We start from the raw sequence: 21,497 nt of genomic DNA on the forward strand, positions 1-21,497 counted from the left end.
GGAGAGTTAGACGTGACACAATCAAAAATTTGGAACATAAAAATTTCAGGCGTTAGCCTACCCCTTTATCTAGGATTTGTGATTATCCTAGCGCTGACTATTGCCATGGGCAAACTCCCACTTAACATGTTAGGTATCACCTTCATGTTGGTTGTCTTAGGGCATCTCTTTTACTGGATGGGTGAAAAACTCCCTATCTTTAACTCCTATCTTGGTGGCGGTTCAGTCTTTACCTTGATTGCCGCTTCTATCCTAGCAAGTCTCGGCTGGGTACCAAAAGATGTTGTTACCGCTACTTCAACCTTTATGAATGGCTGGGGTTTCCTTGACTTCTACATCGCAGCTCTTATCTGTGGTTCTATTTTAGGAATGAATCGTAATCTCCTCGTCAAAGCTTCTGCACGCTTTATCCCTGTGGCTTTGATTTCAATGGTGATTGGATTCTTCTGCGTTGGATTTGTCGGTATGCTTCTAGGACAAGGGTTTGGACACTCTGTTATGTACATCTCATTTGCACAGATGGCAGGTGGGATGGGAGCAGGGATTGTCCCACTGTCTAAGATTTATGCCGAATCTATCCATGGAAATGCTGCGGACATCCTCTCCCAACTCGCTCCAGCTACTACCCTTGGTAATATCCTCGCTATTATTGGCGCAGTCTTTATCTCCAAAGCCTTTGCCAATACTAAATACAACGGACACGGCGTTCTCGTTCCCGTTAGTAAAGAAGACCTTGAAAAACCTAAAATCACCCTTGATGCGACAAAAATTGGCGTTGGTATGATGTTTGCCTTCTCCCTCCTTTTAATCGGTGTCATCCTCAACGGTTTTGTCCCTAAAATTCACAGCTATGCTTTCATGATTATTATCGTCTTCATCTTGAAAGCCCTCAACGCTGTACCAAAACCACTAGAAGAAACCGTTGTGATGTTTAACCAAGTCATCATGACCAACCTTACCCATGCTGTCCTTGCTGGTATCGGGCTTTCTATGATTGACCTATCCTCCTTAGCCCACGCCATGACATGGCAATTTGTCCTCCTCAGTCTCACTTCTGTTGTTGCGATGGGGCTCTCAAGCGCTATTATCGGAAAATGGTGGGGACTCTACCCTGTCGAAGCCGCTATTGGTGCTGGTATGATCAACAACTCAATGGGTGGTACAGGAAATATCGCAGTACTTTCTGCTTCTAACCGTATGGAAATGATTGCCTTTGCCCAAATGGCAAACCGTCTCGGAGGTGCCATCATCCTCATTCTAGGTGGTATCCTCATCCAATTCTTTAACTAACCCCACAAAAAAGCTACCTTTTGGTAGCTTTTTTCTTATCCTAATACAAAGAAAACCATCTCTAATAACTAGAGATGGTTCTTTTAGTTCTCATCAATAACGAGACGGACTTTTTTGCCCTGAGTAGGTACCGAATAAACAATCGACCTTATCGCCATAATGGTGCGCCCTTTTTTTCCAATAATATGACCAATGTCCTTTGGATTGAGATGGAGATGGTATTCTAGAAACTCTGGAGTATCTTGCACCTTGATGGTAAAATCCTTTGGTGCTGAGATTAAGGGTTTTACAATAGCGATAATGAGATTTTCAATGGTATCCATAAGCTTTCACTCGTTTTATTTTGAGAATTTTGAATCGTGGAATTTTTTCATAACTCCAGCTTTAGAAAGGATGTTGCGAACAGTGTCAGAAGGTTGTGCACCTTTAGCCAACCAGTCAAGAACACGGTCTTCTTTAAGTGTTACTTGGTTTTCTGCAACTAGTGGGTTGTAAGTACCAACTGTTTCGATGAAACGACCATCACGTGGAGCACGTGAGTCTGCAACGTTGATACGGTAGAAAGGTTTCTTTTTAGAACCCATACGAGTTAAACGGATTTTTACTGCCATTTTAAATGTTCTCTTTTCTATTTGATTAGTTTAGGTAGTGATAATCACCTTACCTTAACTAGTATAGCACGCTCTTTTAAGCCTGTCAAGAAAAAATCTTGACACCTTTTAAAAAAGTTCGATGACACCGTAGTGAAATTTCTGATTAGGTCGCACCAAGCGCTTAAAGCCGTACTTTTCAAAGACGTCATCTTTAAAATGCGCCTTGATGATGATTTTCTCCCTTGCCACTCGCTTCATCTCTGCCAACAACTCCGCACTCATAGGTGTTGGATTAGCTAGAGAAGCTAAACCAGACAGATTGTGCGCTTCTTTTATGCTATGACGAAACATGGGATCACAATAGATGACATCAAATGCTCGGTCAGGCTGACTTTTGAGATAGGCGAGATTATCACTGTGCACGGTCTTGATGGAGCGCATAGCAGCCGTCAACTTTTCATTGCTAGACGAATAGGTTTTCAAACCCATGCTAACTAAAGTATAAGGGATAAGCTCAGACTCCACTGCAGTCACATCATGCCCAGCTGCCGCTATGACAATGCTATCAGACGCCAAGCCCATAGTGGTATCAAGCACCGTCTTCTGAAGAGTGCCCACCAGCTCTCGAAGCGGATCGTGAGCTGCTTTCAAGCGAAGCATAGCCGTATCGGGGTGAAACGTCAACACCTCCCCCTCATCATCTTGAAAGACGAGCTTGTCCTTATAAACCACCAAAATCCCTGCACTATCTCCCATAAGACGCTTCAAGCTTTCTTTTCTGCGCTCCTTATAAATAGCCCCCAAGCTCTCTGCTAGCTCTTTTGCTTGGCTTTCTTGCCTACTACTTGGGCGAAAAGAGGTCGTCACACAAATCGTCACTAGATTAAAATCCCTTCTAAATGATCCAGCTCATGCTGGCAAATCTGTGCCTCTAAGCCTGTCAAAGTCAGTGTTTTAGGAAGCCATTTTTCATCATAAAAACGAACCGTAATCTCCTCATAGCGCTCAATCACACGACTTCCAGACAGAGACAAGCAAGACTCCTGCGTCTGATAAAGACCAGATTTTTTAGTGACAACAGGATTGAACATGACCAGATCAAAAAACGCCATCTGGATGATAATCACACGCTTATTGACTCCAATCATATTTGCCGCCATCCCCACACAATGCTTGCGGTGACTCGCCAAAGTATCTCGCAAATCCTGCGCCAAAAACACATCTGCCTGTGTAGCCTCTTTGGACTTCTGACTTAAAAATAGTGGGTCTGTTACAATTTTTTTGATCATTTTTTCTCCAATAATAATTCCATTATATCAAAATCAATTGCTTGGTTATCAATTTCCATAAAGTGCTTAAAAGTTCCAATTTTTTGAAAACCAAAACTTTCATAAAGATAAATAGCTCTGCTATTATCAGACCGAACCTCAAGCGAGAGCACTTTTAAATCTGATTGCTGAGCTAGCGTCATTAGGCGTGTAAGAAGCTGACGTCCTATTCCTTGATTCCAGTAATCCTTCTTAACCACAATACCAATTTCAGCACGGTGTACTAGTCGCTTTTTCTGAAAAGCGCTGCAATTACACGTAGCGATTATGTCACCATCTTCTTCTGCGACTAAAAAATATGATGTTTTAGACCTCTCAATCTTACCTAGTAGAACTTCCTCATCTGCAACAGAAAGCCCTAGACCTTCTTCTCCGTAAGATAAATTATCTGTCTCTGAGCCAACTTGTTGACAAAACGCTAAAATAGCCTCAGCATCACTCACTAAAGCATTTCTTATTAGTACCATATAAAAACCTCATATCTTCTTATATTTTTGAACGAGTTGTTTTAACAGCTCTAAAACACTATAATGTACAATAAAAAACTGCCACAAGTTTTGGGACCATTCGAAACAGCACAGCTCTAAAACCATGCTGTAAGTAACATTGCGCTAGCTAAGGTTTTGGGACCATTCGAAACAGCACAGCTCTAAAACAGTACCTGTTGAGCATTTCCAAACGGTGATGTTTTGGGACCATTCGAAACAGCACAGCTCTAAAACAGTACCTGTTGAGCATTTCCAAACGGTGATGTTTTGGGACCATTCGAAACAGCACAGCTCTAAAACGGATGGCTATTCGAGGTTACACCAACAAGAGCTTTGGAACCATTCGAAATAATACAAGGAGATGAGCCCAAAATCCATTTCTTTTATTATACCAAAAAAATATCTCCCTTAACAAATAACAAAAAAACAAGAGGCATAGCCTCTTGTCATTTTTCATTTTTAGACGATACCTTGTGCTGACATTGCTTCAGCGACTTTGAGGAATCCTGCGATGTTGGCACCTACAACAAGGTTACCTTCATGTCCAAATTCTTTAGCAGCTGCTGCAGAGTTGTCGTAGATACCTTTCATGATATCGTAAAGTTTGCTGTCCACTTCTTCGAATGTCCAAGATGTGCGTGCGCTGTTTTGTGCCATTTCAAGTGCTGATACAGCAACACCACCAGCGTTAGCTGCTTTAGCTGGACCAAATGATACACCTGCTTTCAAGAAGACATCAATAGCACCAAGTGTTGAAGGCATGTTTGCCCCTTCAGAAACAGCGATGACGCCGTTTGCAACCAATTTTTCAGCGTCTGCTTCGCTCAGTTCGTTTTGAGTAGCACATGGGAAGGCAAGGTCTGCTTTGATAGACCAGATGGTTTCCTTACCACCTGCTGGCGTGAAGGTTGCGTTTGGACGAGCTTCTGCGTATTTGACGATACGAGCACGTTCTACTTCTTTAAGTTGTTTCAACAAGGCAAGGTCGATACCGTCTGGATCGTAAACGTAACCTGAAGAATCTGAACATGCAACGACTTTTGCACCAAGGCTGTGCAATTTTTCGATAGCGTAGATAGCAACGTTACCAGAACCTGAGACAACAGCTGTTTTACCGTTGAATGTTTCGCCACGAGCGTTAAGCATTTGCTCAGCGAAGTAAACACAACCGTAACCTGTTGCTTCTGTACGAGCAAGTGAACCACCGTAAGTCAAGCCTTTACCAGTAAGCACACCTGTGTATTCATTGCGAAGGCGTTTGTATTGACCGTAAAGGTAGCCAATCTCACGTCCACCAACACCGATATCACCAGCAGGTACGTCAGTGTCAGCGCCGATGTGTTTGCTAAGCTCTGTCATGAAGCTTTGGCAGAAACGCATGATTTCGTTATCAGATTTTCCTTTAGGGTCAAAGTTTGAACCACCTTTACCACCACCGATAGGTTGACCTGTCAATGAGTTTTTAAAGATTTGTTCAAATCCCAAGAATTTGATGATGGATTGGTTGACAGATGGGTGGAAACGAAGACCACCTTTGTATGGACCAATAGCAGATGAGAACTGCACACGGAAACCACGGTTTACTTGTACTTGACCTTTGTCATCTACCCAAGGCACACGGAAAGAAACGATGCGCTCTGGCTCTACCAAACGTTCCAAAAGGTTTTCTTCGATGTATTTTGGATATTTGTCAAAGACTGGCACCAAAGATTCGAAGACTTCTTCAACGGCTTGTAAAAACTCTGGCTCGTGAGCATTTTGAGCTTTCACTTTTTCAAAAACACTTGCAACATATTCTTTACCTGTTGTCATTTGTAATTCCTCCATGTCATATCATTTACATAAAATATTATAAATTTTCAGAATATTATTGTCAAGCGTTTTTTGCACTTTTTTTGAAAAAAGCGTTTTCCATGTTATAAAATATCACATCAGTAAAAGTTTCTTGACAATTATGGCAATTCAAGCTACAATAAAGGGCGTAATTTTCTTATATATGTGAGGTTCTTATGAAATACTTTTCCCTAACAGCTGGGGTTATCTCCCTTCTTATTGGGTTTTATTTGTTTGCTAGCCCTCTAGCTACGATTTCTACCATTGGCTGGATTTTGGCTTTATTTGTCTTTATCTCTGGTATCAATGGTATCGTCACTTATTTCCACCAAATCAATGGTGAGCGTAATATCTGGATGCTGATTCAAAGCACACTTTCTATTATCTTTGGCTTCTTATTGATTACGAGCTCTACCTTTGCTCGCTCAAGTGTTGTGATTACTATCTTAGCTTATTGGGTACTGGTTAGTGGTATTTTACGTTTGATTACAGGTTATCAGCTTGGTCGTGCAGGTTTTCCAAAGTCAGACTCTAACCGTTACCTCATCGGTGGGGTTATTGCGATTATCTTTGCCATTATCCTCTTTAGCTCGCCTATTTTATCAGCGGCGGTCATCGGACGCTTTGTAGCTCTTGTCTTGATTGCTATTGGTATCTCAAGCATTTACACTTTTATCCGTCTACCATAGACAAAAGACCTTGTTCCCAAGGTCTTTTTTAGTTGTTTGAGGTGTGATAGTTTTTTAGGAAAGCCTCTAAACTATCTGGCAATGTTTTCTTTGAGTGGTAAATAGGCGTCTTTTCTTCGTTAATGGATAGACTCTTAATCGTTTCTAGGTAATAATAACCTGTCTTTGTCTTTTGCAGTTGGGCTGTCTTTGGAAAATCCTCTTGATAAGTCTCCTTGTCAATATTGGCATAGGCTTTTTGTTTGATGGACTTAACATCGTCAAAATCAAGGGTAGCAGAGCTTGTCGGGCGTAGATAGATCTTGCTACCATCACGCTTGTACTCGCCCTCATAGACCGTTAACCAAGGGTAATCGTCCTCATCGTCTTCTAAGGCTTCATCAAGTTCATCTTGATTAGCATAGTCCGTATGGTCGTCCAAGGTAATAAAATGCTTTTGGTCAATGAGCTTAAAAGTGAAATCATCTGTTTGGTAGGTTTGTCCAATCTTTAAACTCTGCACACTTTTTTGGGGTGCCTCTTGATTTGTCCCTGGATACCAAAAAGTCAGATAGGCACCAACTAAGAGCAACAAGCTGATAAACATAACAATCCATTTTTTCATCCTTTACCTCCTGTGACCTCTTTGACCAGCTGTTTGAGGGCTTTTTTGACGGCTTTAGCTCTACTTTGATGATTGATACCATAATAGCCCTTGGCATTAAAATAACTGTCTGACCAGCTTTTAAGCATGGTCTGTTTTTGTGGCGAAGAAACACGATTAGGCGCTTTAAAGGGCTTGACAATCGCTTTTCTAAACTGTGGATCTAAGGGTCTAATGGGCTTGACATCAAGTGCTACATGCAGTCTATCGTTGCGATTAGCATAGTTAAAACTCGCTCCGTTGACAATGCCGTTTTCGCTCGCCCCTTCTTCGTCTATTTCATTTAGAAAATGCCCTTGACTATCTAAGATAAACTCCGTATGAAAGTCCATGACAATCTTAATGTTGACTTGCTCTTTACCGTCTGGGTAGATAATTTGAGTCTGCCCTAGTGTTTGCTTGAGAGCAACTTTGTTGTGTAAGCGTGAGGACTCACCTGTGCTATAGTCATAGTAAACATCCGCATCCTCAACACCCATCTCATCCAAGAAAGCATTGTAATCATCCATTTCCTTCATATAAGCAATCAAAGCGTCACGGTCTGTCTGATTGGCTTTGCCATAGTGCTTGCGGATATAATAGGCTTGCTGCGCTGAAATCACATAGCGAAACTGATGAATTTTCTGCTGAAAGTCGCCTTTATGAGCCAGGCTATTTTTGGGAAAAGCATACTGCACCCAAAGCGCAAACGCTGACCAAAAGGCGTCATCTGGCTCAAGGTCATTATCAAAACGCTTTATTAACTGCAGGGTCTCGTCCTTACTGCCAGATAGCTCAAGTGGCATGTCCACAGTGTTCAAGACAAGCTCAAGCAGGTGACGCCCACGCCGCTTTTGACTAGAAAAGGCAGACGCTTTGTCTTTTTGGGCATTCATCAGCGCCATCTCACTCTCAAGAAGAGCGTCAAAAGAAGAACTCGCAACTTTCTGGCTAGCAGCTAAGCGCTTTGACAGACGATTTGTGTAGGCTGAGCTATCACTTTTTAGACTGATTTTTGTGATAAAGCCGTGATAAATGCTGGTGTCTGACCAACCAATCTGTTTGAGCTGTTCTTTTGCCTCTAGCAGTTCACGAGACAGCTCAGAAGCCTTGTCACCATAGGTCTTTTTCAGCTTTTTCTGGTAATTTGCCCATGTTTTGTCCCATTTGATGGGATTTATTTTATTGCTTGACAGCCAAGTGGTGCTGTCGCTCTTTTCAAAAGACGGTGTGACGGTTTTATCTGCCGTTCGCACCCAAATGTAAATCCCAAGAAGTGCTCCTATCAAGCCTACACCTAGTAGACTCACTCCTATCAATCGCTTTTTCCTCATCATGGTATTATTATACCAAAATCAGTAGACAAGAGATAGTGCTTTGTCTAAAAACAAAAAGATTAGGACAAAGTCCCAATCTCTTATTTATTACCTTTATTGCGGATAACAAAGCCGTTTTTCTTTTCGCTTGATGTACGATGTGGACGTTTGTTGCCTTTATTTTCAAAGTCTTTGCGGTTTTTGTTGGATGTACGCTTAAACTCACGATATCCTTTGTCTTTATCGCTATAGCGTTTGCCTTTACGACGGTCGCCACCACGTCCGCCTTTTCCTTTATTAGCGCCTGATGGTTTAAATGGCAATGGTTTTTCACGAGCAATCTCAACAGCTGGCAGACTATCTGGGTCTTGAACCGTCAAGGTCAGGATGTAGAGCGCAAGCTCTTCTGGCGTAAACTCTTGCGCCAGCTTAATAGCGTCACCTTTGAACTTATCGAACTGCGCACGAACACTGTCATCCGCAAAATCACGCTCAATCTTCTTAAGAGCGACACGTTTTTTAGCTTTGAAGGCTTCCTGCGCTGTGGCTGGTTTCATGCCTTTCATGCGTTTCTTGGTCAGATTTTCAATGATAGACAGATAACCCATTTCATTTGGCGCCACAAAGGTGATGGACTGACCGTGCTTGCCGGCACGCCCTGTACGCCCAATACGGTGCACATAACTCTCAGGGTCTTGAGGAATATCGTAGTTGTAGACATGTGTCACACCTGAAATATCCAAACCACGGGCTGCTACGTCTGTCGCTACCAAGATATCGAGATTGTCATTTTTAAAGTCACGCAATACACGCAGACGCTTGCCTTGGTCAAGGTCACCGTGAATGCCCTCAGCACGATAGCCACGTAGCTTCAAACCACGTGTCAACTCATCCACACGACGCTTTGTACGACCAAAGACAATAGCAAGATCTGGCTGTTCGACATCAATCAAACGTGTCATAGTATCAAATTTTTCTTGCTCCTTGACACGGATATAGTATTGGTCAACAAGGTCTGTCGTTAGCTCCTTAGCCGCCACTTTGACATGCTCAGGCTGGTTCATAAACTGCATACCAATGCGCTTAATCGGCTCTGGCATAGTCGCTGAAAAGAGCAGCGTCTGACGCTCTTCAGGCACACGGCTGATGATAGCTTCGATGTCATCCAAAAAACCCATGTTGAGCATTTCATCGGCTTCATCAAGGATGAGGGTTTCGATATGATTGAGCTTGAGGGCTTTACGCTTAATCAAGTCAAGCAGGCGTCCAGGTGTACCGACAACGACATGCGCCCCTGATTTTAAGGCTTTGATTTGCTTTTCAATGCTAGAGCCACCGTAGACAGAGCGCACTTTGACACCCTTGTCACGTCCAAAACGGAACAGCTCCTCTTGACTTTGCACTGCAAGCTCACGTGTGGGCGCAATGACAAGTGCTTGAATGGTTGGCTCGTCCACACGGATTTTATCTAAAGTTGGCAGCCCAAAAGCGGCTGTCTTTCCGGTACCTGTCTGTGCTTGTCCGATAACGTCTTTGACTTCTAGTGCCAAGGGAATGGTCAACTCTTGGATAGGTGAAGGCTCTTTAAAGCCAGCCTTTTCAACGGCTGACAAAATCGTATCTGACAATTTTAATTCTGTAAATTTCAATGTAGTCTCTCTTCTAAAAAGGCAGTGCGAAGCTGCCTTATCTCTCTTTATTTTTCACGTCACAAGCTTGTAACTTATTTAGTGTAACATACTTTCTTGAAAAAAGATAGATAGAGACTTGAAAACCGAGAAACTTTTCATTTCACAGAGGAGCGAAAATAATAAGGTATTAAGTAAAGCACTAAGCTATAGCCTAAAAACATGCTAAGCCCAAATAGCCAATCTTTTTCCTTGATGACATAGTTTAGCGTGCGAAGGACTAGCACTGTAAAAGCGCCTATCTGCCAAGCCTTAGGTTGCCACTTCTGTTTTTGCCGAAACGCTTGATAAAGGTGGTAACTGCTCCAGGCAAGAAAGAGAAGAAAAACTAGTGCATTTAGAATAACCCCAAAACGAAGCAGTCCTGGACTTGCCCGCAAAGTGCCTCTACTCACCAAGAGAAAAACGATACCAACCCCATCAGCAAGCAAAGTCAATGCGATAAAGAGCGATGATAGACGATAATATATCTTTTGCATAGCAACTCTCCTTTAGCCTCTCAAGTAACGATAAACTCCTATTTTCACCTCTATTGTCCTCTTATTTTAACGAAAAAGCAAGACAAAAAATCCTCTATGAACTCTCATAGAGGATTGCTTGATTAGCGCAAGACTGCTTCTGCTAGTGCTTTTTGGATGTCAAGCACGCTGCTGTCGTTTTTAAATTGCAGACTTTCTGCTGGTTCAACACCAGAGGAAATCCAAATCTTCAGCTCAGCGTCGAGGTCAAAATGACCAGACGTTTCTACGGAAAAGCGTGAGATGGACTTGTAAGGAATGGAGCGATACTCTGTCTTTTTGCCTGTCACACCTTGCTTGTCCACCAAAATCAAGCGTTTTTCGGTAAAGACAATCAAATCTCGCACCAAGACAAAAGCCAAGTCAACCTGCTCGCCCTCAAAAAGGACAGGCGCTAAATCCTTTGTCACCTTGTCGACATTTGCCTGTGAGGCATTGCCCATCAATCCTGAAAATAGTCCCATAAAAACCTCCCTACATCTTCTCCTCTAGCTTGACATCTGGGTATTTATCCGCAAACCAGCGAAGAGCAAAGTCATTTTCAAAGAGGAAAACAGGCTGGTCAAAACGGTCTTTGGCTAGGATGTTTCTGCTAGAGCTCATGCGCTCGTCCAAATCATCTGGCGAAATCCAACGCACGGTCTTCTTGCCCATAGGTGTCATGACCACTTCGGCATTGTATTCATTTTCCATACGGTGCTTAAAGACCTCAAACTGGAGCTGACCGACCGCACCCAGCATGTACTCGCCCGTCTGGTAGTTTTTGTAGAGCTGGATAGCACCTTCTTGCACCAACTGCTCGATTCCCTTGTGGAAGGACTTCTGCTTCATGACGTTCTTGGCAGAGACTTTCATGAAAATCTCTGGGGTAAAGGTTGGCAGTGGTTCAAACTCAAATTTATTTTTGCCCACAGTCAAAGTGTCACCGACCTGATAAGTCCCTGTATCATAAACCCCGATGATGTCCCCTGCGACAGCATTTTCCACATTTTCACGGCTTTCTGCCATGAACTGGGTCACATTGGATAATTTAGCACTTTTTCCTGTGCGGGTCAGATTGACCGACATGCCACGCTCAAACTCACCAGAAACGATACGGACAAAGGCAATGCGGTCACGGTGGCGTGGGTCCATGTTGGCTTGGATTTTGAAAACAAAGCCAGAAAAGTCCTTGTCAAGCGGGTCAATCATCTCGCCATCCACCGTCTTGTGCCCGTGTGGTTCTGGCGCAAACTCAAGGAAAGTATCAAGGAAGGTCTGCACACCAAAGTTTGTCAGCGCTGAACCAAAGAAAACAGGTGTCAAGTCACCAGACAGGATGGCCTCTTCTGAAAATGCATTACCGGCTTCTTGAAGAAGTTCGATGTCTTCTTTAACTTGCTCGTAGAAAGGATTGCCCCCAAACAGTGTGTCGCCGTCTTCGATACGAGCAAAGCGCTCGTCACCTTTGTAGAGCTCCAAGCGTTCATTGTGCAAGTCGTAAAGTCCTTCAAAGGATTTCCCCATACCAATTGGCCAGTTCATCGGGTAGCTGGCAATGCCCAGCACTTCCTCAAGCTCTTCTAGCAAATCGAGCGGCTCACGCCCATCACGGTCGAGCTTGTTGATAAAGGTGAAAACAGGGATGTTGCGGTGTTTAACAACCTCAAAGAGCTTTTTGGTCTGCGCTTCAATACCCTTGGCTGAATCCACCACCATGACTGCAGCGTCCACCGCCATCAGCGTCCGATAGGTGTCCTCTGAGAAGTCCTCGTGCCCTGGAGTATCTAGGATATTGACACGCTTGCCAGCATAGTCAAACTGCATGACAGAGGATGTCACCGAAATCCCACGCTGTTTCTCGATGTCCATCCAGTCAGACTTGGCAAAGTTTCCGGTCTTTTTCCCCTTGACCGTTCCTGCCTCACGAATCTCACCCCCAAAATAGAGCAACTGCTCGGTAATAGTCGTTTTCCCTGCGTCCGGGTGAGAGATGATGGCAAAGGTACGACGTTTTTGTATAGCTTCTTGTAAATTCATCGTTTCTCTTTCTTTTTATGTTACTTCTTCGATTTTTTCTTTTTTTAGCCTTGCTACATTGGACAAATTTCTCTTTTGCTCTTTGCTATCCTTGTCCTAAAGGGGCACGGCAGTACATCGTTAAGCCTTTCTGAGCTATCTTTTCTTTTAAATAAGGAATACTACTGTGTCTAGAGAGTTGGTCAATCTTATCTTGCAAATCTGAACTGATACAATGACTTTTCCCTTCTAAAAGAGGAGCAACTTCTTCCAAGATTTGCTGCGGATACAGATTGCCAATAACAGAGGACAAGCGCGTACAGCCAGCTTCTATGTTAGAGAGCAAGTCTTCCTCACCTCCTGCATAAAAATGAAGATGAGGGTGGCTTGCTTTCAATGGCGCAATCCAGCTCTGTTCAGAGAGATTTTTCACACCGATAACCTGAGGTAAATCGAGCACCTCTTGCCAGCCTTTAAAATCTAGCCCTGTTCCTGTCCTAGCAGGATTATCATAGAGAATGACAGGCTTTTGAGACAAATTCACCAAAGAGCGGATATAAAACAACAGCTCGTCTTGACAAGGGCGAATATAGGGTGGAAAGCCAAGCAAAATAGCCCTTATCCCCTCTAGCTCGTTGAGTACAGTGAGCAGCTTCTCGGCATCTTTTTGACGCACGGCGGAAACTCCAAATAGGAATTCCAAGTCATAGGAGATACTCGTCTTATTCACAGCTTGGGCGAGCTCAAGCTTCTCATCGGCACTCATGCTGTGCTGCTCACCCGTTGATCCTGCTAGTAAAACGGAACGCATCCCTGCTTCAGCTAAATGCTGAATATGCTTGATCGTCGCAATCGTATCTAGATTTTCATCTTTGTCAAAAGCCGTTGGAACAGCTACATGAATAGCTTCACTCAGCATCCTCTACTCACTTTCTATTAACATCTACTAGCACTTAGGCACACTCTTCTCATTATAAATGATTTTAGCAGTGATTTCAAGCGTGCCTAGTCACAAAAAAACTGGAAAACTCCAGCTTTAATGATTTTCTAAAAAAGTAACAACTTTCTCTAGATTCATAGAGTTTGAACCTTTGAGTAAAATCTGATCATCTGGCTCGATGGTATCCGCCAAAAGCTTTATCATCTCGTCCATCTGGTCTTCTGTAGCGGTCTTTTTGAAATAATAGACCTTACCAAGTGGAAACATCTGACTGGCAAGCTCGGCTAAGCCAGCAATGTCCTCACCATAACAGATAAGCGTATCAATGGTCTCAGGCGATAAACTCATAATCATCTGCTTGTGCAAGTCTTTTGACTGCTCGCCTAGCTCTTTCATATCAGCCAGCACAGCGATTTTCTTGCCAGCAGCTTCCTTCGGAACAGCCGCAAAGGTTTCTAATATCAAACGCATAGCGGTTGGATTGGCATTATAGACGTCTGACAAAATGTCAGCACCGTTCTTGGCTTTTTTCCACTCGGTGCGGTTTTTGGTGAGTTCGACATGCTCAAGGGCCTCTTTGATGTCCTCATCCGCAACTGCAAGGAGTTTTCCGACATAGGCTGCCAGCATGGCATTTGTGGCATTGTATTTGCCTGTCACTGGAAGCTTAATGGCACGCTCCATGACATTGCACTTAAAGGTGAGGCTATCCTTGTACTCAACGACCTCTTGCACCTGAAGCTCTGCATTATCCCCAAAGGTAATCACCTTTTGCTCTGTCGGCAAATAAGGCTCAATCACAGGGTCATTTGGCAATAGCACGATACCGTTTGAGTCCATACCATCGACAATCTGGAGTTTGCCTTTGGCAATCTGACTGCGACTGCCAAAGAACTCAAGGTGCGCTTCACCAATCAAGGTCACCACTGCAATGCGTGGCTTGGCAAGAAGCGACAAGAGATGGATGTCTCCCATGTGGTCTTGCCCCATTTCAAGGACAATCTTTTCCGTATCATCAGGCATGTGCAGAGCCGTGTAAGGCAGCCCAATCTCGTTATTATAATTGCCTTGAGTCTTATAGGTTTTATAAGTGGTTTCAAGCACGCTTGCAATCATGTCCTTGGTCGTGGTCTTGCCGTTAGAGCCTGTCACTGCAATCACGTCGACACGCATTTTTTCAAGGTAGTAAGCTGCTAACTTTTGAAAAGCTTTCAGGCAATCCTCAACGAGGATGTAGGTGCCACTGTCTAGTGGACGCTCTGATAGCGTCGCAACAGCGCCATTTGCAAAGGCGGTCTCAATAAAATCATGCCCATCACGAGCTCCCTTTAGAGGGACAAAGAGACTTCCCTTGACCACTTTTCGGCTGTCGAACTCTACCGACGCTATGGGGACGTCTTCGACATCAGAGAACGCCTGTGTGCTCTCGACAACTTTCGCAATCTCAGATAATGTTAATTTCATACGTATTTCCTTTATTAGCTATTACTAACAGTATACCTATACGTCCGTAATAAGTACACTTTACATTGAAGCTATTAAAATAGCTCCGCTCTAAAACTTACCTCTATTATAACATAAGATCTCTATTTTAAGGACCATTCGAAGCAATACAACTCTAAAACCATGCTAAGCTTGCAAGAGCAAAATAGCTCGTGTTAGAACCATTCGAAACAGCACAGCTCTAAAATAAAAACCGCATAACAAAGCCATTTCTAAAGGGCGTCCCCCCCGATTCCCCGATTTTATATTTCCCCAGCGACCTCGGACAAGGTCTTTTTTGTTACACATCAATAATACCATACTTTTTCTATCATTTCTAACACTATCAAAAAATCACTCTAATTTTAATAGCTAGTAATCTCCGCTATCACACTTTCTAGCTTTTCAACGCTCACAGTTTCGTGTGGTTGTATCTCTTCGCCGTCAAGGACAAAGTCATAAATTTTGCCGTCTTTGCGAACGACTTTCGCTGTTCCTTGATAGTCCAATTGTCCAAGTGCAATCGCTTCAATAAAATTGTATAATGTATTATTCATATTTACCACCTTTCAACACTAGTCTATCACAAAACAAAAAATACCAACATGACATTTATGTCATGTTGATTCAATTAAACCCTATTCTATGTTGTCACAAGGCAACAAACTTTTACCAATTATAATGCTGTATAAGAATCGCTAATACCGCTGAGCACAACAAACTAAACAAAACAACACTCAAATAAAATCGATGTCTTCCGTAGATATGAAAAATATTATTGCAACGCCCAAGACAATCACAACTTTTGTCCACTATAGATTTTCCAGATACTTTTGAAGTCCACAACAACAAAGCATATACGATGGTAAAAATGAAACCAATAAGGATACTAGCTATCATTAAAGTCCTACCTAAAGACACTTCTTTAGCACCTAAATTATCTAAAATCTCTGATAAACTAGAGAAGCCTCCAAACATAACAAAAACAAAAGCTGAGAACACCCCAAGAATACCAATAATTTCTCCGTACATATTATTGATTTTTTCAGGTATATTTTCGTTCAGTTCATTTTGTAAGCCTGCTAACCTTTCATAAGACGCATTGATCTCTCGCGTTAATCGTTGATTTTCTTGTTCTAACGACATATAAGTGTTATGTAATTCACTCTGCAAAGAATTATAAAGCTCACTTTTTTGAACTTGAGATAACTCTGCTTGGTTTAACATCTTTTTTAGTGTGACAACAGGCTTTTCATCGTAATTTTCTTCCAAGTCTTGTAATACAATTTTTACTTTTTGGAAAAAACTTGTAAATTCAGCATACTGACTAGTATAAACTTTTCTTGCTACAAACTGATAATCAATAATCACTGTATCAGTTGTCGGAATTTTATCTAGTAAAGCTTTTATATCATCTTCTAACTCTGCAGAATCAACAGTGTCAGCAGGAGGAGTTACAGAATCTAGTTCATCTACAATATTAGACTGGCTTGCAGAACTATAACTATTATTGCTTTCCTTATCAAGAATTTGTAAAAAAGCCCCTAAATAATCAGTTTGTTGTTCCATCTCTTAATACATCATCAAGTGGATAACTTATATCGCTACGGCCATAGACAATAGCTTCTTGGTTATTTTTCCAAAAGTGGTGAGTATAGCTTGCGCTAACCATTCTAAATGGTGCAACATCTAGAAATTTATCTATTAAAGGATTTAGTTTTTCATAACGTTGATTAGCTTGATACTCCCCTACTATCTCAGAGGACCCAAAGATATTGAAGCGATTATATTCCGATTCAACTACTGGACCATACCGCCATACTAAAAATGGTTCAGAATATATCTCTTCTTGCTCGTCTCGAGTCAATATCTGTGATGAGTTGCGTAAAACAAAGTACATAATTTTTTGCAAGGATAAATTAGTGACGGGATGTTTTGTTTCTTGCGCTCTAGCCAGTATGTGGTCTGCAAACTCTCTCATTGTCATTAGTCTTTCCTCCCTAACTTACACAAAAAAACACAGTGTCACATCTGTCACCTGTGCTATTTTTAAAATTATATTACCAACTTATATGCACTTGTTTCTAACAGATGGTCTGTTTTGAACAGATTTTCTGTTAACACTAAAATAAGTGTATTATATTTTTGTTTTTTTGTCAATTATCTATTTCGCTAAATAGCTATTTAGCTATTTCACTATTTCACTATTTCGCTATTTAAACTTCTCCAAAGACACACAAAAGCCCTCTGGTCTCAACCAAAGGGGCTTTACTACGTTCGCTACTTCGTCTTTAGCCACTGACGATAAGTGGTCAAAAGGAGATTCCTCAATTCTGTTTTATTTTTTGGCGTAGCTCACGTTATGTACAAAATATCTTAGTTCTATTATATCAAATTTTTTTCAATTGCATACCTACAATGGCACGAACATACCAAGGCGCTTTTGCGTCCCATTTATAGTGAGGCATATCTCGACCAGTTGAGTCTTTATAGATGTTTTTGATAACATTCCATTCGTCAATATCAGTCAGACCACGGTAAATGCCACGTGCTGAGTTTGCATAATATACTGTGCGAGGGTCATAAGCTTTGTCGCCAGAAACTTGAAATGTGAACTCCATAGGTAATAATCCTCCTGATTGTGTTTTAGTTGATTGTTGTTGCGTTTGAGTAGCTGCGCTTTGAGTTCCATTGTAGTATTTTTGAACTCTGCGCACATAGTCGTCAATATTGAGTGTTTGCGGGCAAGCTGTTGCACTCACCTCACGGTGCATTTTAATGGTTGAGCGGTCAGGCTTTAGCCCAAGGCGCTTACAGATTTCAGCTGTTAAGCGTGCCCCATTTTCCAATGTTTGGTTAGAGAATAGGTAAGTGCTGGCGTCATTGTAGTTGCCAATAGAGCTATTGATATGCTCAATACCGATAGAGTTAGCGTTAGTGATTGCTCCAGTACCACCACTGTGCCAAGCAATAAAGTTCTCACCAACGCAACCCATTATATCGTTGTCTGTGACTAGATAATTAGCGCTAGTCTGATTGTTGCGAGACTTCAGCCAAGTGCTGTATGCGCCCACGATATTAGTCGTCGCTGTACCGTGGATGACGATGTAGCGAATAGCCGACAAGCTCCGCTCACCGCCAGACCAAAAGGCTTCTGGTCGTGCAACCGTGATTAAATCTGAGTAAATATCGCCGTTGATATTTTTTACCATTCAATAGCACCTCGTTTCCAATCTTCTTTAGTGTACTCTCTATGAGAGAAAAGTTCTCCAATGTTGATCAATAGTAGTGTTGTTAGCAAAATAGGTATCGCAACTACTGCTAACAAAGATATCAGTATTTTTTTCATACTATTTCTCCATCTTGCTGCCCCTCGCCAAGCTCTTTATCCAATTTTTCTTTTAAAGCCTGGTCTAAAGCATGCAAGTAATGATTACCATTAAGAATCTCGTATTCTCGCATAATATCTCGAGTCATTCCGTACTTCTGCTCGAGAGTAAACATTTGTGAGTTGTAAATGCCAAGATATTCAGTGCGTAATGCGCTACGCTTAGCACTCTCTGCTTGTTCTGTTAATACTTGCTGGTCTGTCTCAGCCTGCGTTGTCATAGCTTTAAGTTTAGCTGTTACATAAGTTAGAAAGCCAATAATTGTTCCAGATAACAGAGTTATAACAACTTGGCTTCTTAGCAACTCGCCAATTAAATTATTCAAATGTTCCAAAACGTCACCACCTATTCTTCGATTTCCACTTCGTGCTCTTCTTCAACAACTTCTTTAGGAGGTTTTGGCGTATCTTTGCCATCTGTCGAAGCGAGTTCAAAAACTCGATAAGGTTCAACACCTTTAGGGATAAACATATTAAGAGTATCAGCAACTTTAATTGCCACGTTGATAGCTGAAAATTCATATGGAGCATTTCCGGTGTCAAACATAAAAGTATAGTCGTTGAATTTACCTACAAAAGTTGAAACACCGTCTGATTCTCGTTTGATAATATAAGTTTTAGTCATATTAGTTCTCCAATTCTATTTTGTAATAAGTGACATCGAGACGCATCCAAGAAATAGCGCAAGATACTTCTTTGTTATTTTGTGTTTTTGAGGGACGTTTTCCATTAGCAACTGATACAATGTTAACACCATCATCAAAATCTTGTACTGTAAATGAGATGTTATTGCTACTGTCCAATCTAACAAACGAAGACTTATTTAAAATCTGTCGTTCATTGAATGTAGCGCTCATGATTGACATAACATTATAGTCTGTCAGTAAATTTTGCCAAGACAGCTGGTATTCTCTTGTTAAGTCATCTTGAGCTACCATAATGCCTGATTGGTAGGGTGTATTAACAGTTGCATTATAGACAATAGTATTTGTCGTCATATCTTTCTTCGCCATCGAAGTATACGGTGTTATACGAAAAGAATAAATTTTTGTCGGAGTGTCAGATTTAACAAAAATAGGTAATCTTTCAACAGCTGAAATAACTTTATCAGACGAAATCTCAATACCATCACCAGCAGTATAAGCCGTATTATTATTTAGTTCACTTTCTAAAAGAGCTATTCTATTCTTGACATCTGTATCATCGTAAGACTGTACAATTGCAGAAATGACATTACCGTCAATAGATATGTTCGTTCCTGCTGTATAGGTCGTATCGTTATCTGGCTTAGCTTCCAGCTCACTTGTTTTCGTCTCAAGAGTAGCTAGACGATTTTTGAGTTCACTATCATCGTAAATGCTACCTCCGCCACTGCCTACCTCTACCATTTTCAAGCGGTCATTACTCAAAATGTATAGCTTGTTATCAGGTGTCTGATAGATATGATTGATGTCAGCGTCAAATGGGTCTGGCACGGTATCAACTTTTTTTATCCATGTCTCAGACCACGGCATACAATCGCTGCAAAACTCTGTCTTTTTAGGACCATTACACGATGTACACAAACGAATACTATTACCTCTGCATGATTGACAAGTCATGAGTTCTCCTTTCTAAAACATGTTGCCCATAAAGTTAATAGCTCCGCCGATGACTTTACCGATATTCCCTGTCGCAACTCCAGTTAGCATATCAGCTGTGGCGGTTGTTCTATTTTTTTCTCTTTGCTTGGTTTCTTTAGCCCTCTTTTCAGCTTCCTTCTCGGCTTTACTTCCGACACTAACCCCACCGTTGAGGGCTTTTTGTGCTTTGCTGGCTTTTTTAGCTAGAGCTGTCTCATCCTTGCCTTTGCTGTAGAAACGTCTTTTACCATCTAGGTAATACCAGCCGTTGACAGGATTGCCATTGCTATCATAGCGGATGCCGTCTTCGATAAACGTTCCGTCATTGTAGTATTGACGATTGGATGTCGCATAGGTTTCTTCTGTTGTTGGAGCACTTACATCCACACTTGGGACATCCTCGCTTTCTCTGTCAGCAAGCTGTTTCTTAACATCGTCAAGTTCAGCTTGCATTTTAGCCAGTTTTTCCGCTTCTTCATCATGTACCGTGACCGTTTTATCAAGGTCTGGGCGTTCCTTAAGACATTCACGACCAACACTGACTGTCACACCAGTATTAAGCCACACAGCGACTTGAGTATTCTGTGGTTGACCATAGACAATATTACACTTATAGAAAGTGCGTTCGCCAACTTGGATTTCATCACAGATAACCTCATAGGCTACCCACTTGGTGGTTTTGTCAAAACTACCGAGCGACTCACTGCTAGAGCTATCAGCGTCGCCAGTTGACTCCGTTTGATTTTTGAAACGGATGATATGCGTTGGTGACTCTCCAATAGCTGTGCGATTGTAATTGGTTTTATCCACCCAAGAATGACCGTTCATATTCTGTTCAATCGCTGTGATTTTAGGGAATGTTCCACCACCATAAACATAAATATGATTAGGTGCAGTTGATACAATATCACCGACTTTCAACTGTGAAGCGTCAAAAGGGATGACGTCAGCGTTGTTGCGATTAACTGTACTCCACATTGAGACACCGTCACCGGTCAAAGCACTGCCAGCAACTCCGTTCCAACTTTCGTAACCTAGTTTATTAGCGACATAGTTAGGTAGGTCAACACACTGATAAAGCGTCCCACGATTAGGACTAAGGGTAACTTTATCAATCGCCTTAAAGCCATTGGTCTCGATGTCAATGGATTTCCCTACGACACTAAGGGCTATATCATAAGCATTAGCCATATATCATTATCCCCCTCTTTATCTGTCGCTTCAACGTCCTGCTTAATTGCAGTAGACGTTTATCATCGTAACGATACCGCCGTTCTTTCTTGGTCTCTAAATCTTTGATAATCAACTCTTGAGATGGCAGGTGGTTATTGACTAGAAAAAAAGTGTACAGGAAGCCATCTTCTTCGATAGTAATTCGACACTTGCAGTGCTGTATCACTGTTATCTCATTCATCAACTCTTCGTCATTGTTCAGCACCGCTTGATAGCGTTCCTCAAACAATTCACCAGCTCTTAGAAGACACTTATACCATTGCGTCATACTCATTCTCCATTTGTGATTTTATCTCTGTGAGTGCCACCTTAGCTCTTGCGACCTCACTGTTAGCTCGCTGATGGTCGATAAGAGCTTGGTAATCTCGTGGGTGGTTATCTAGGTGATTAGCAAGGCGATAAGCCTTGACTTCTTGTTTCCTTAACTGTGTCATGGCTCTATCGTAGCGTTTATAGAGTTCCACTGCGC

26 protein-coding genes are annotated in these 21,497 nt (G+C 42.0%); 2 read left to right on the top strand and 24 right to left on the bottom strand.

Annotated features, from left to right (window positions below; genetic code table 11):
- Positions 1–12 precede the first annotated feature (12 nt).
- On the top strand, positions 13–1,290 hold the full coding sequence (locus G5B60_RS07320; RefSeq protein ID WP_164683424.1) for a 2-hydroxycarboxylate transporter family protein: 1,278 nt from the start codon (positions 13–15) through the stop codon (positions 1,288–1,290).
- 83 nt (positions 1,291–1,373) lie between these two features.
- Here the strand turns inward: G5B60_RS07320 and G5B60_RS07325 are convergent, their stop codons facing one another.
- The 6 genes from G5B60_RS07325 to gdhA all read right to left on the bottom strand — a co-directional run bounded on the left by G5B60_RS07325 (position 1,374) and on the right by gdhA (position 5,511).
- Positions 1,374–1,613, bottom strand: a complete 240-nt coding sequence (locus G5B60_RS07325) for a KH domain-containing protein (protein WP_164683425.1) — start codon at positions 1,611–1,613, stop codon at positions 1,374–1,376.
- A 15-nt stretch (positions 1,614–1,628) separates the two neighbouring features.
- A complete protein-coding gene (gene rpsP, locus G5B60_RS07330; RefSeq protein WP_115268942.1) occupies positions 1,629–1,901 on the bottom strand; it encodes a 30S ribosomal protein S16 in 273 nt (90 codons plus the stop codon).
- Between the two features lie 108 nt (positions 1,902–2,009).
- Positions 2,010–2,762 carry a class I SAM-dependent methyltransferase gene (locus G5B60_RS07335; protein WP_164683426.1) on the bottom strand — a complete coding sequence of 251 codons (753 nt, stop codon included), beginning with the start codon at positions 2,760–2,762 and terminating at the stop codon, positions 2,010–2,012.
- A complete protein-coding gene (locus tag G5B60_RS07340; protein ID WP_164683427.1) occupies positions 2,762–3,172 on the bottom strand; it encodes a peptide deformylase in 411 nt (136 codons plus the stop codon). Before G5B60_RS07340 ends, G5B60_RS07335 begins: the two co-directional genes overlap by 1 nt.
- Complete coding sequence (locus G5B60_RS07345) at positions 3,169–3,678, bottom strand: GNAT family N-acetyltransferase (RefSeq protein ID WP_164683428.1); 510 nt, start codon at positions 3,676–3,678, stop codon at positions 3,169–3,171. Before G5B60_RS07345 ends, G5B60_RS07340 begins: the two co-directional genes overlap by 4 nt.
- Positions 3,679–4,158: 480 nt before the next feature.
- Positions 4,159–5,511 (bottom strand): NADP-specific glutamate dehydrogenase, encoded by a 1,353-nt coding sequence (gene gdhA, locus G5B60_RS07350; RefSeq protein WP_164683429.1) that lies wholly within the window; start codon positions 5,509–5,511, stop codon positions 4,159–4,161.
- Between the two features lie 197 nt (positions 5,512–5,708).
- On the opposite strand from gdhA, the gene G5B60_RS07355 reads away from it, so the two are divergent.
- Positions 5,709–6,221: a DUF308 domain-containing protein gene (locus tag G5B60_RS07355; RefSeq protein WP_164683430.1), complete on the top strand. Its 513-nt coding sequence runs from the start codon at positions 5,709–5,711 to the stop codon at positions 6,219–6,221.
- A 28-nt stretch (positions 6,222–6,249) separates the two neighbouring features.
- Here the strand turns inward: G5B60_RS07355 and G5B60_RS07360 are convergent, their stop codons facing one another.
- From G5B60_RS07360 to G5B60_RS07445, 18 genes are all read right to left on the bottom strand, one after another.
- Positions 6,250–6,825, bottom strand: a complete 576-nt coding sequence (locus G5B60_RS07360; RefSeq protein WP_164683431.1) for a hypothetical protein — start codon at positions 6,823–6,825, stop codon at positions 6,250–6,252.
- Complete coding sequence (locus G5B60_RS07365) at positions 6,822–8,153, bottom strand: DUF3114 domain-containing protein (RefSeq protein WP_241154558.1); 1,332 nt, start codon at positions 8,151–8,153, stop codon at positions 6,822–6,824. Before G5B60_RS07365 ends, G5B60_RS07360 begins: the two co-directional genes overlap by 4 nt.
- A gap of 107 nt (positions 8,154–8,260) precedes the next feature.
- Positions 8,261–9,808, bottom strand: coding sequence for a DEAD/DEAH box helicase (locus G5B60_RS07370; RefSeq protein ID WP_164683433.1), 1,548 nt, complete (start codon positions 9,806–9,808; stop codon positions 8,261–8,263).
- Between the two features lie 137 nt (positions 9,809–9,945).
- Entirely contained in the window at positions 9,946–10,326 is a 381-nt protein-coding gene (locus tag G5B60_RS07375; RefSeq protein ID WP_164683434.1) for a hypothetical protein, read from the bottom strand.
- Between the two features lie 122 nt (positions 10,327–10,448).
- Complete coding sequence (locus tag G5B60_RS07380; RefSeq protein WP_164683435.1) at positions 10,449–10,829, bottom strand: PH domain-containing protein; 381 nt, start codon at positions 10,827–10,829, stop codon at positions 10,449–10,451.
- Between the two features lie 10 nt (positions 10,830–10,839).
- Positions 10,840–12,384 carry a peptide chain release factor 3 gene (locus G5B60_RS07385; protein ID WP_164683436.1) on the bottom strand — a complete coding sequence of 515 codons (1,545 nt, stop codon included), beginning with the start codon at positions 12,382–12,384 and terminating at the stop codon, positions 10,840–10,842.
- Positions 12,385–12,469: 85 nt separating this feature from the next.
- Positions 12,470–13,282, bottom strand: a complete 813-nt coding sequence (locus tag G5B60_RS07390) for a dihydrodipicolinate synthase family protein (RefSeq protein ID WP_164683437.1) — start codon at positions 13,280–13,282, stop codon at positions 12,470–12,472.
- A 117-nt stretch (positions 13,283–13,399) separates the two neighbouring features.
- Entirely contained in the window at positions 13,400–14,767 is a 1,368-nt protein-coding gene (locus G5B60_RS07395; RefSeq protein WP_164683438.1) for a UDP-N-acetylmuramoyl-tripeptide--D-alanyl-D-alanine ligase, read from the bottom strand.
- A gap of 383 nt (positions 14,768–15,150) precedes the next feature.
- A complete protein-coding gene (locus G5B60_RS07400) occupies positions 15,151–15,342 on the bottom strand; it encodes a hypothetical protein (RefSeq protein ID WP_164682033.1) in 192 nt (63 codons plus the stop codon).
- Between the two features lie 112 nt (positions 15,343–15,454).
- The gene (locus G5B60_RS07405; protein ID WP_164682187.1) at positions 15,455–16,354 is read right to left on the bottom strand and encodes a hypothetical protein; all 900 of its coding nucleotides are present in this window, start codon (positions 16,352–16,354) and stop codon (positions 15,455–15,457) included.
- Positions 16,338–16,766 (bottom strand): Panacea domain-containing protein, encoded by a 429-nt coding sequence (locus G5B60_RS07410; protein ID WP_241154514.1) that lies wholly within the window; start codon positions 16,764–16,766, stop codon positions 16,338–16,340. Before G5B60_RS07410 ends, G5B60_RS07405 begins: the two co-directional genes overlap by 17 nt.
- Before the next feature lie 409 nt (positions 16,767–17,175).
- A complete protein-coding gene (locus G5B60_RS07415; RefSeq protein ID WP_164683440.1) occupies positions 17,176–17,997 on the bottom strand; it encodes a peptidoglycan recognition protein family protein in 822 nt (273 codons plus the stop codon).
- 133 nt (positions 17,998–18,130) lie between these two features.
- Positions 18,131–18,508, bottom strand: a complete 378-nt coding sequence (locus G5B60_RS07420; protein ID WP_164683441.1) for a hypothetical protein — start codon at positions 18,506–18,508, stop codon at positions 18,131–18,133.
- An 11-nt stretch (positions 18,509–18,519) separates the two neighbouring features.
- Positions 18,520–18,798, bottom strand: a complete 279-nt coding sequence (locus tag G5B60_RS07425; protein WP_164683442.1) for a hypothetical protein — start codon at positions 18,796–18,798, stop codon at positions 18,520–18,522.
- A gap of 1 nt (position 18,799) precedes the next feature.
- The gene (locus G5B60_RS07430; protein ID WP_164683443.1) at positions 18,800–19,774 is read right to left on the bottom strand and encodes a hypothetical protein; all 975 of its coding nucleotides are present in this window, start codon (positions 19,772–19,774) and stop codon (positions 18,800–18,802) included.
- A 12-nt stretch (positions 19,775–19,786) separates the two neighbouring features.
- Complete coding sequence (locus G5B60_RS07435) at positions 19,787–20,986, bottom strand: hypothetical protein (protein WP_164683444.1); 1,200 nt, start codon at positions 20,984–20,986, stop codon at positions 19,787–19,789.
- A complete protein-coding gene (locus G5B60_RS07440; RefSeq protein WP_164683445.1) occupies positions 20,979–21,296 on the bottom strand; it encodes a hypothetical protein in 318 nt (105 codons plus the stop codon). Before G5B60_RS07440 ends, G5B60_RS07435 begins: the two co-directional genes overlap by 8 nt.
- Positions 21,280–21,492, bottom strand: coding sequence for a hypothetical protein (locus tag G5B60_RS07445; protein WP_164683446.1), 213 nt, complete (start codon positions 21,490–21,492; stop codon positions 21,280–21,282). The genes G5B60_RS07440 and G5B60_RS07445 overlap by 17 nt, the downstream gene beginning before the upstream one ends.
- Between the last annotated feature and the right edge of the window lie 5 nt (positions 21,493–21,497).

It is taken from the genome of Streptococcus hyointestinalis (assembly GCF_011039275.1).
GTDB classification, from domain to species: domain Bacteria; phylum Bacillota; class Bacilli; order Lactobacillales; family Streptococcaceae; genus Streptococcus; species Streptococcus hyointestinalis_A.

Bases quoted from the DNA above. Each gene is read 5' to 3' on its own strand.
- G5B60_RS07325 (WP_164683425.1), bottom strand. From the start codon at position 1,613: ATGGATACCATTGAAAATCTCATTATCGCTATTGTAAAACCCTTAATC.
- rpsP (WP_115268942.1), bottom strand. From the start codon at position 1,901: ATGGCAGTAAAAATCCGTTTAACTCGTATGGGTTCTAAAAAGAAACCT.
- G5B60_RS07340 (WP_164683427.1), bottom strand. From the start codon at position 3,172: ATGATCAAAAAAATTGTAACAGACCCACTATTTTTAAGTCAGAAGTCC.
- G5B60_RS07345 (WP_164683428.1), bottom strand. From the start codon at position 3,678: ATGGTACTAATAAGAAATGCTTTAGTGAGTGATGCTGAGGCTATTTTA.
- gdhA (WP_164683429.1), bottom strand. From the start codon at position 5,511: ATGACAACAGGTAAAGAATATGTTGCAAGTGTTTTTGAAAAAGTGAAA.
- G5B60_RS07355 (WP_164683430.1), top strand. From the start codon at position 5,709: ATGAAATACTTTTCCCTAACAGCTGGGGTTATCTCCCTTCTTATTGGG.
- G5B60_RS07360 (WP_164683431.1), bottom strand. From the start codon at position 6,825: ATGAAAAAATGGATTGTTATGTTTATCAGCTTGTTGCTCTTAGTTGGT.
- G5B60_RS07375 (WP_164683434.1), bottom strand. From the start codon at position 10,326: ATGCAAAAGATATATTATCGTCTATCATCGCTCTTTATCGCATTGACT.
- G5B60_RS07380 (WP_164683435.1), bottom strand. From the start codon at position 10,829: ATGGGACTATTTTCAGGATTGATGGGCAATGCCTCACAGGCAAATGTC.
- G5B60_RS07385 (WP_164683436.1), bottom strand. From the start codon at position 12,384: ATGAATTTACAAGAAGCTATACAAAAACGTCGTACCTTTGCCATCATC.
- G5B60_RS07390 (WP_164683437.1), bottom strand. From the start codon at position 13,282: ATGCTGAGTGAAGCTATTCATGTAGCTGTTCCAACGGCTTTTGACAAA.
- G5B60_RS07395 (WP_164683438.1), bottom strand. From the start codon at position 14,767: ATGAAATTAACATTATCTGAGATTGCGAAAGTTGTCGAGAGCACACAG.
- G5B60_RS07400 (WP_164682033.1), bottom strand. From the start codon at position 15,342: ATGAATAATACATTATACAATTTTATTGAAGCGATTGCACTTGGACAA.
- G5B60_RS07405 (WP_164682187.1), bottom strand. From the start codon at position 16,354: ATGGAACAACAAACTGATTATTTAGGGGCTTTTTTACAAATTCTTGAT.
- G5B60_RS07410 (WP_241154514.1), bottom strand. From the start codon at position 16,766: ATGAGAGAGTTTGCAGACCACATACTGGCTAGAGCGCAAGAAACAAAA.
- G5B60_RS07415 (WP_164683440.1), bottom strand. From the start codon at position 17,997: ATGGTAAAAAATATCAACGGCGATATTTACTCAGATTTAATCACGGTT.
- G5B60_RS07425 (WP_164683442.1), bottom strand. From the start codon at position 18,798: ATGACTAAAACTTATATTATCAAACGAGAATCAGACGGTGTTTCAACT.
- G5B60_RS07430 (WP_164683443.1), bottom strand. From the start codon at position 19,774: ATGACTTGTCAATCATGCAGAGGTAATAGTATTCGTTTGTGTACATCG.
- G5B60_RS07435 (WP_164683444.1), bottom strand. From the start codon at position 20,986: ATGGCTAATGCTTATGATATAGCCCTTAGTGTCGTAGGGAAATCCATT.
- G5B60_RS07440 (WP_164683445.1), bottom strand. From the start codon at position 21,296: ATGACGCAATGGTATAAGTGTCTTCTAAGAGCTGGTGAATTGTTTGAG.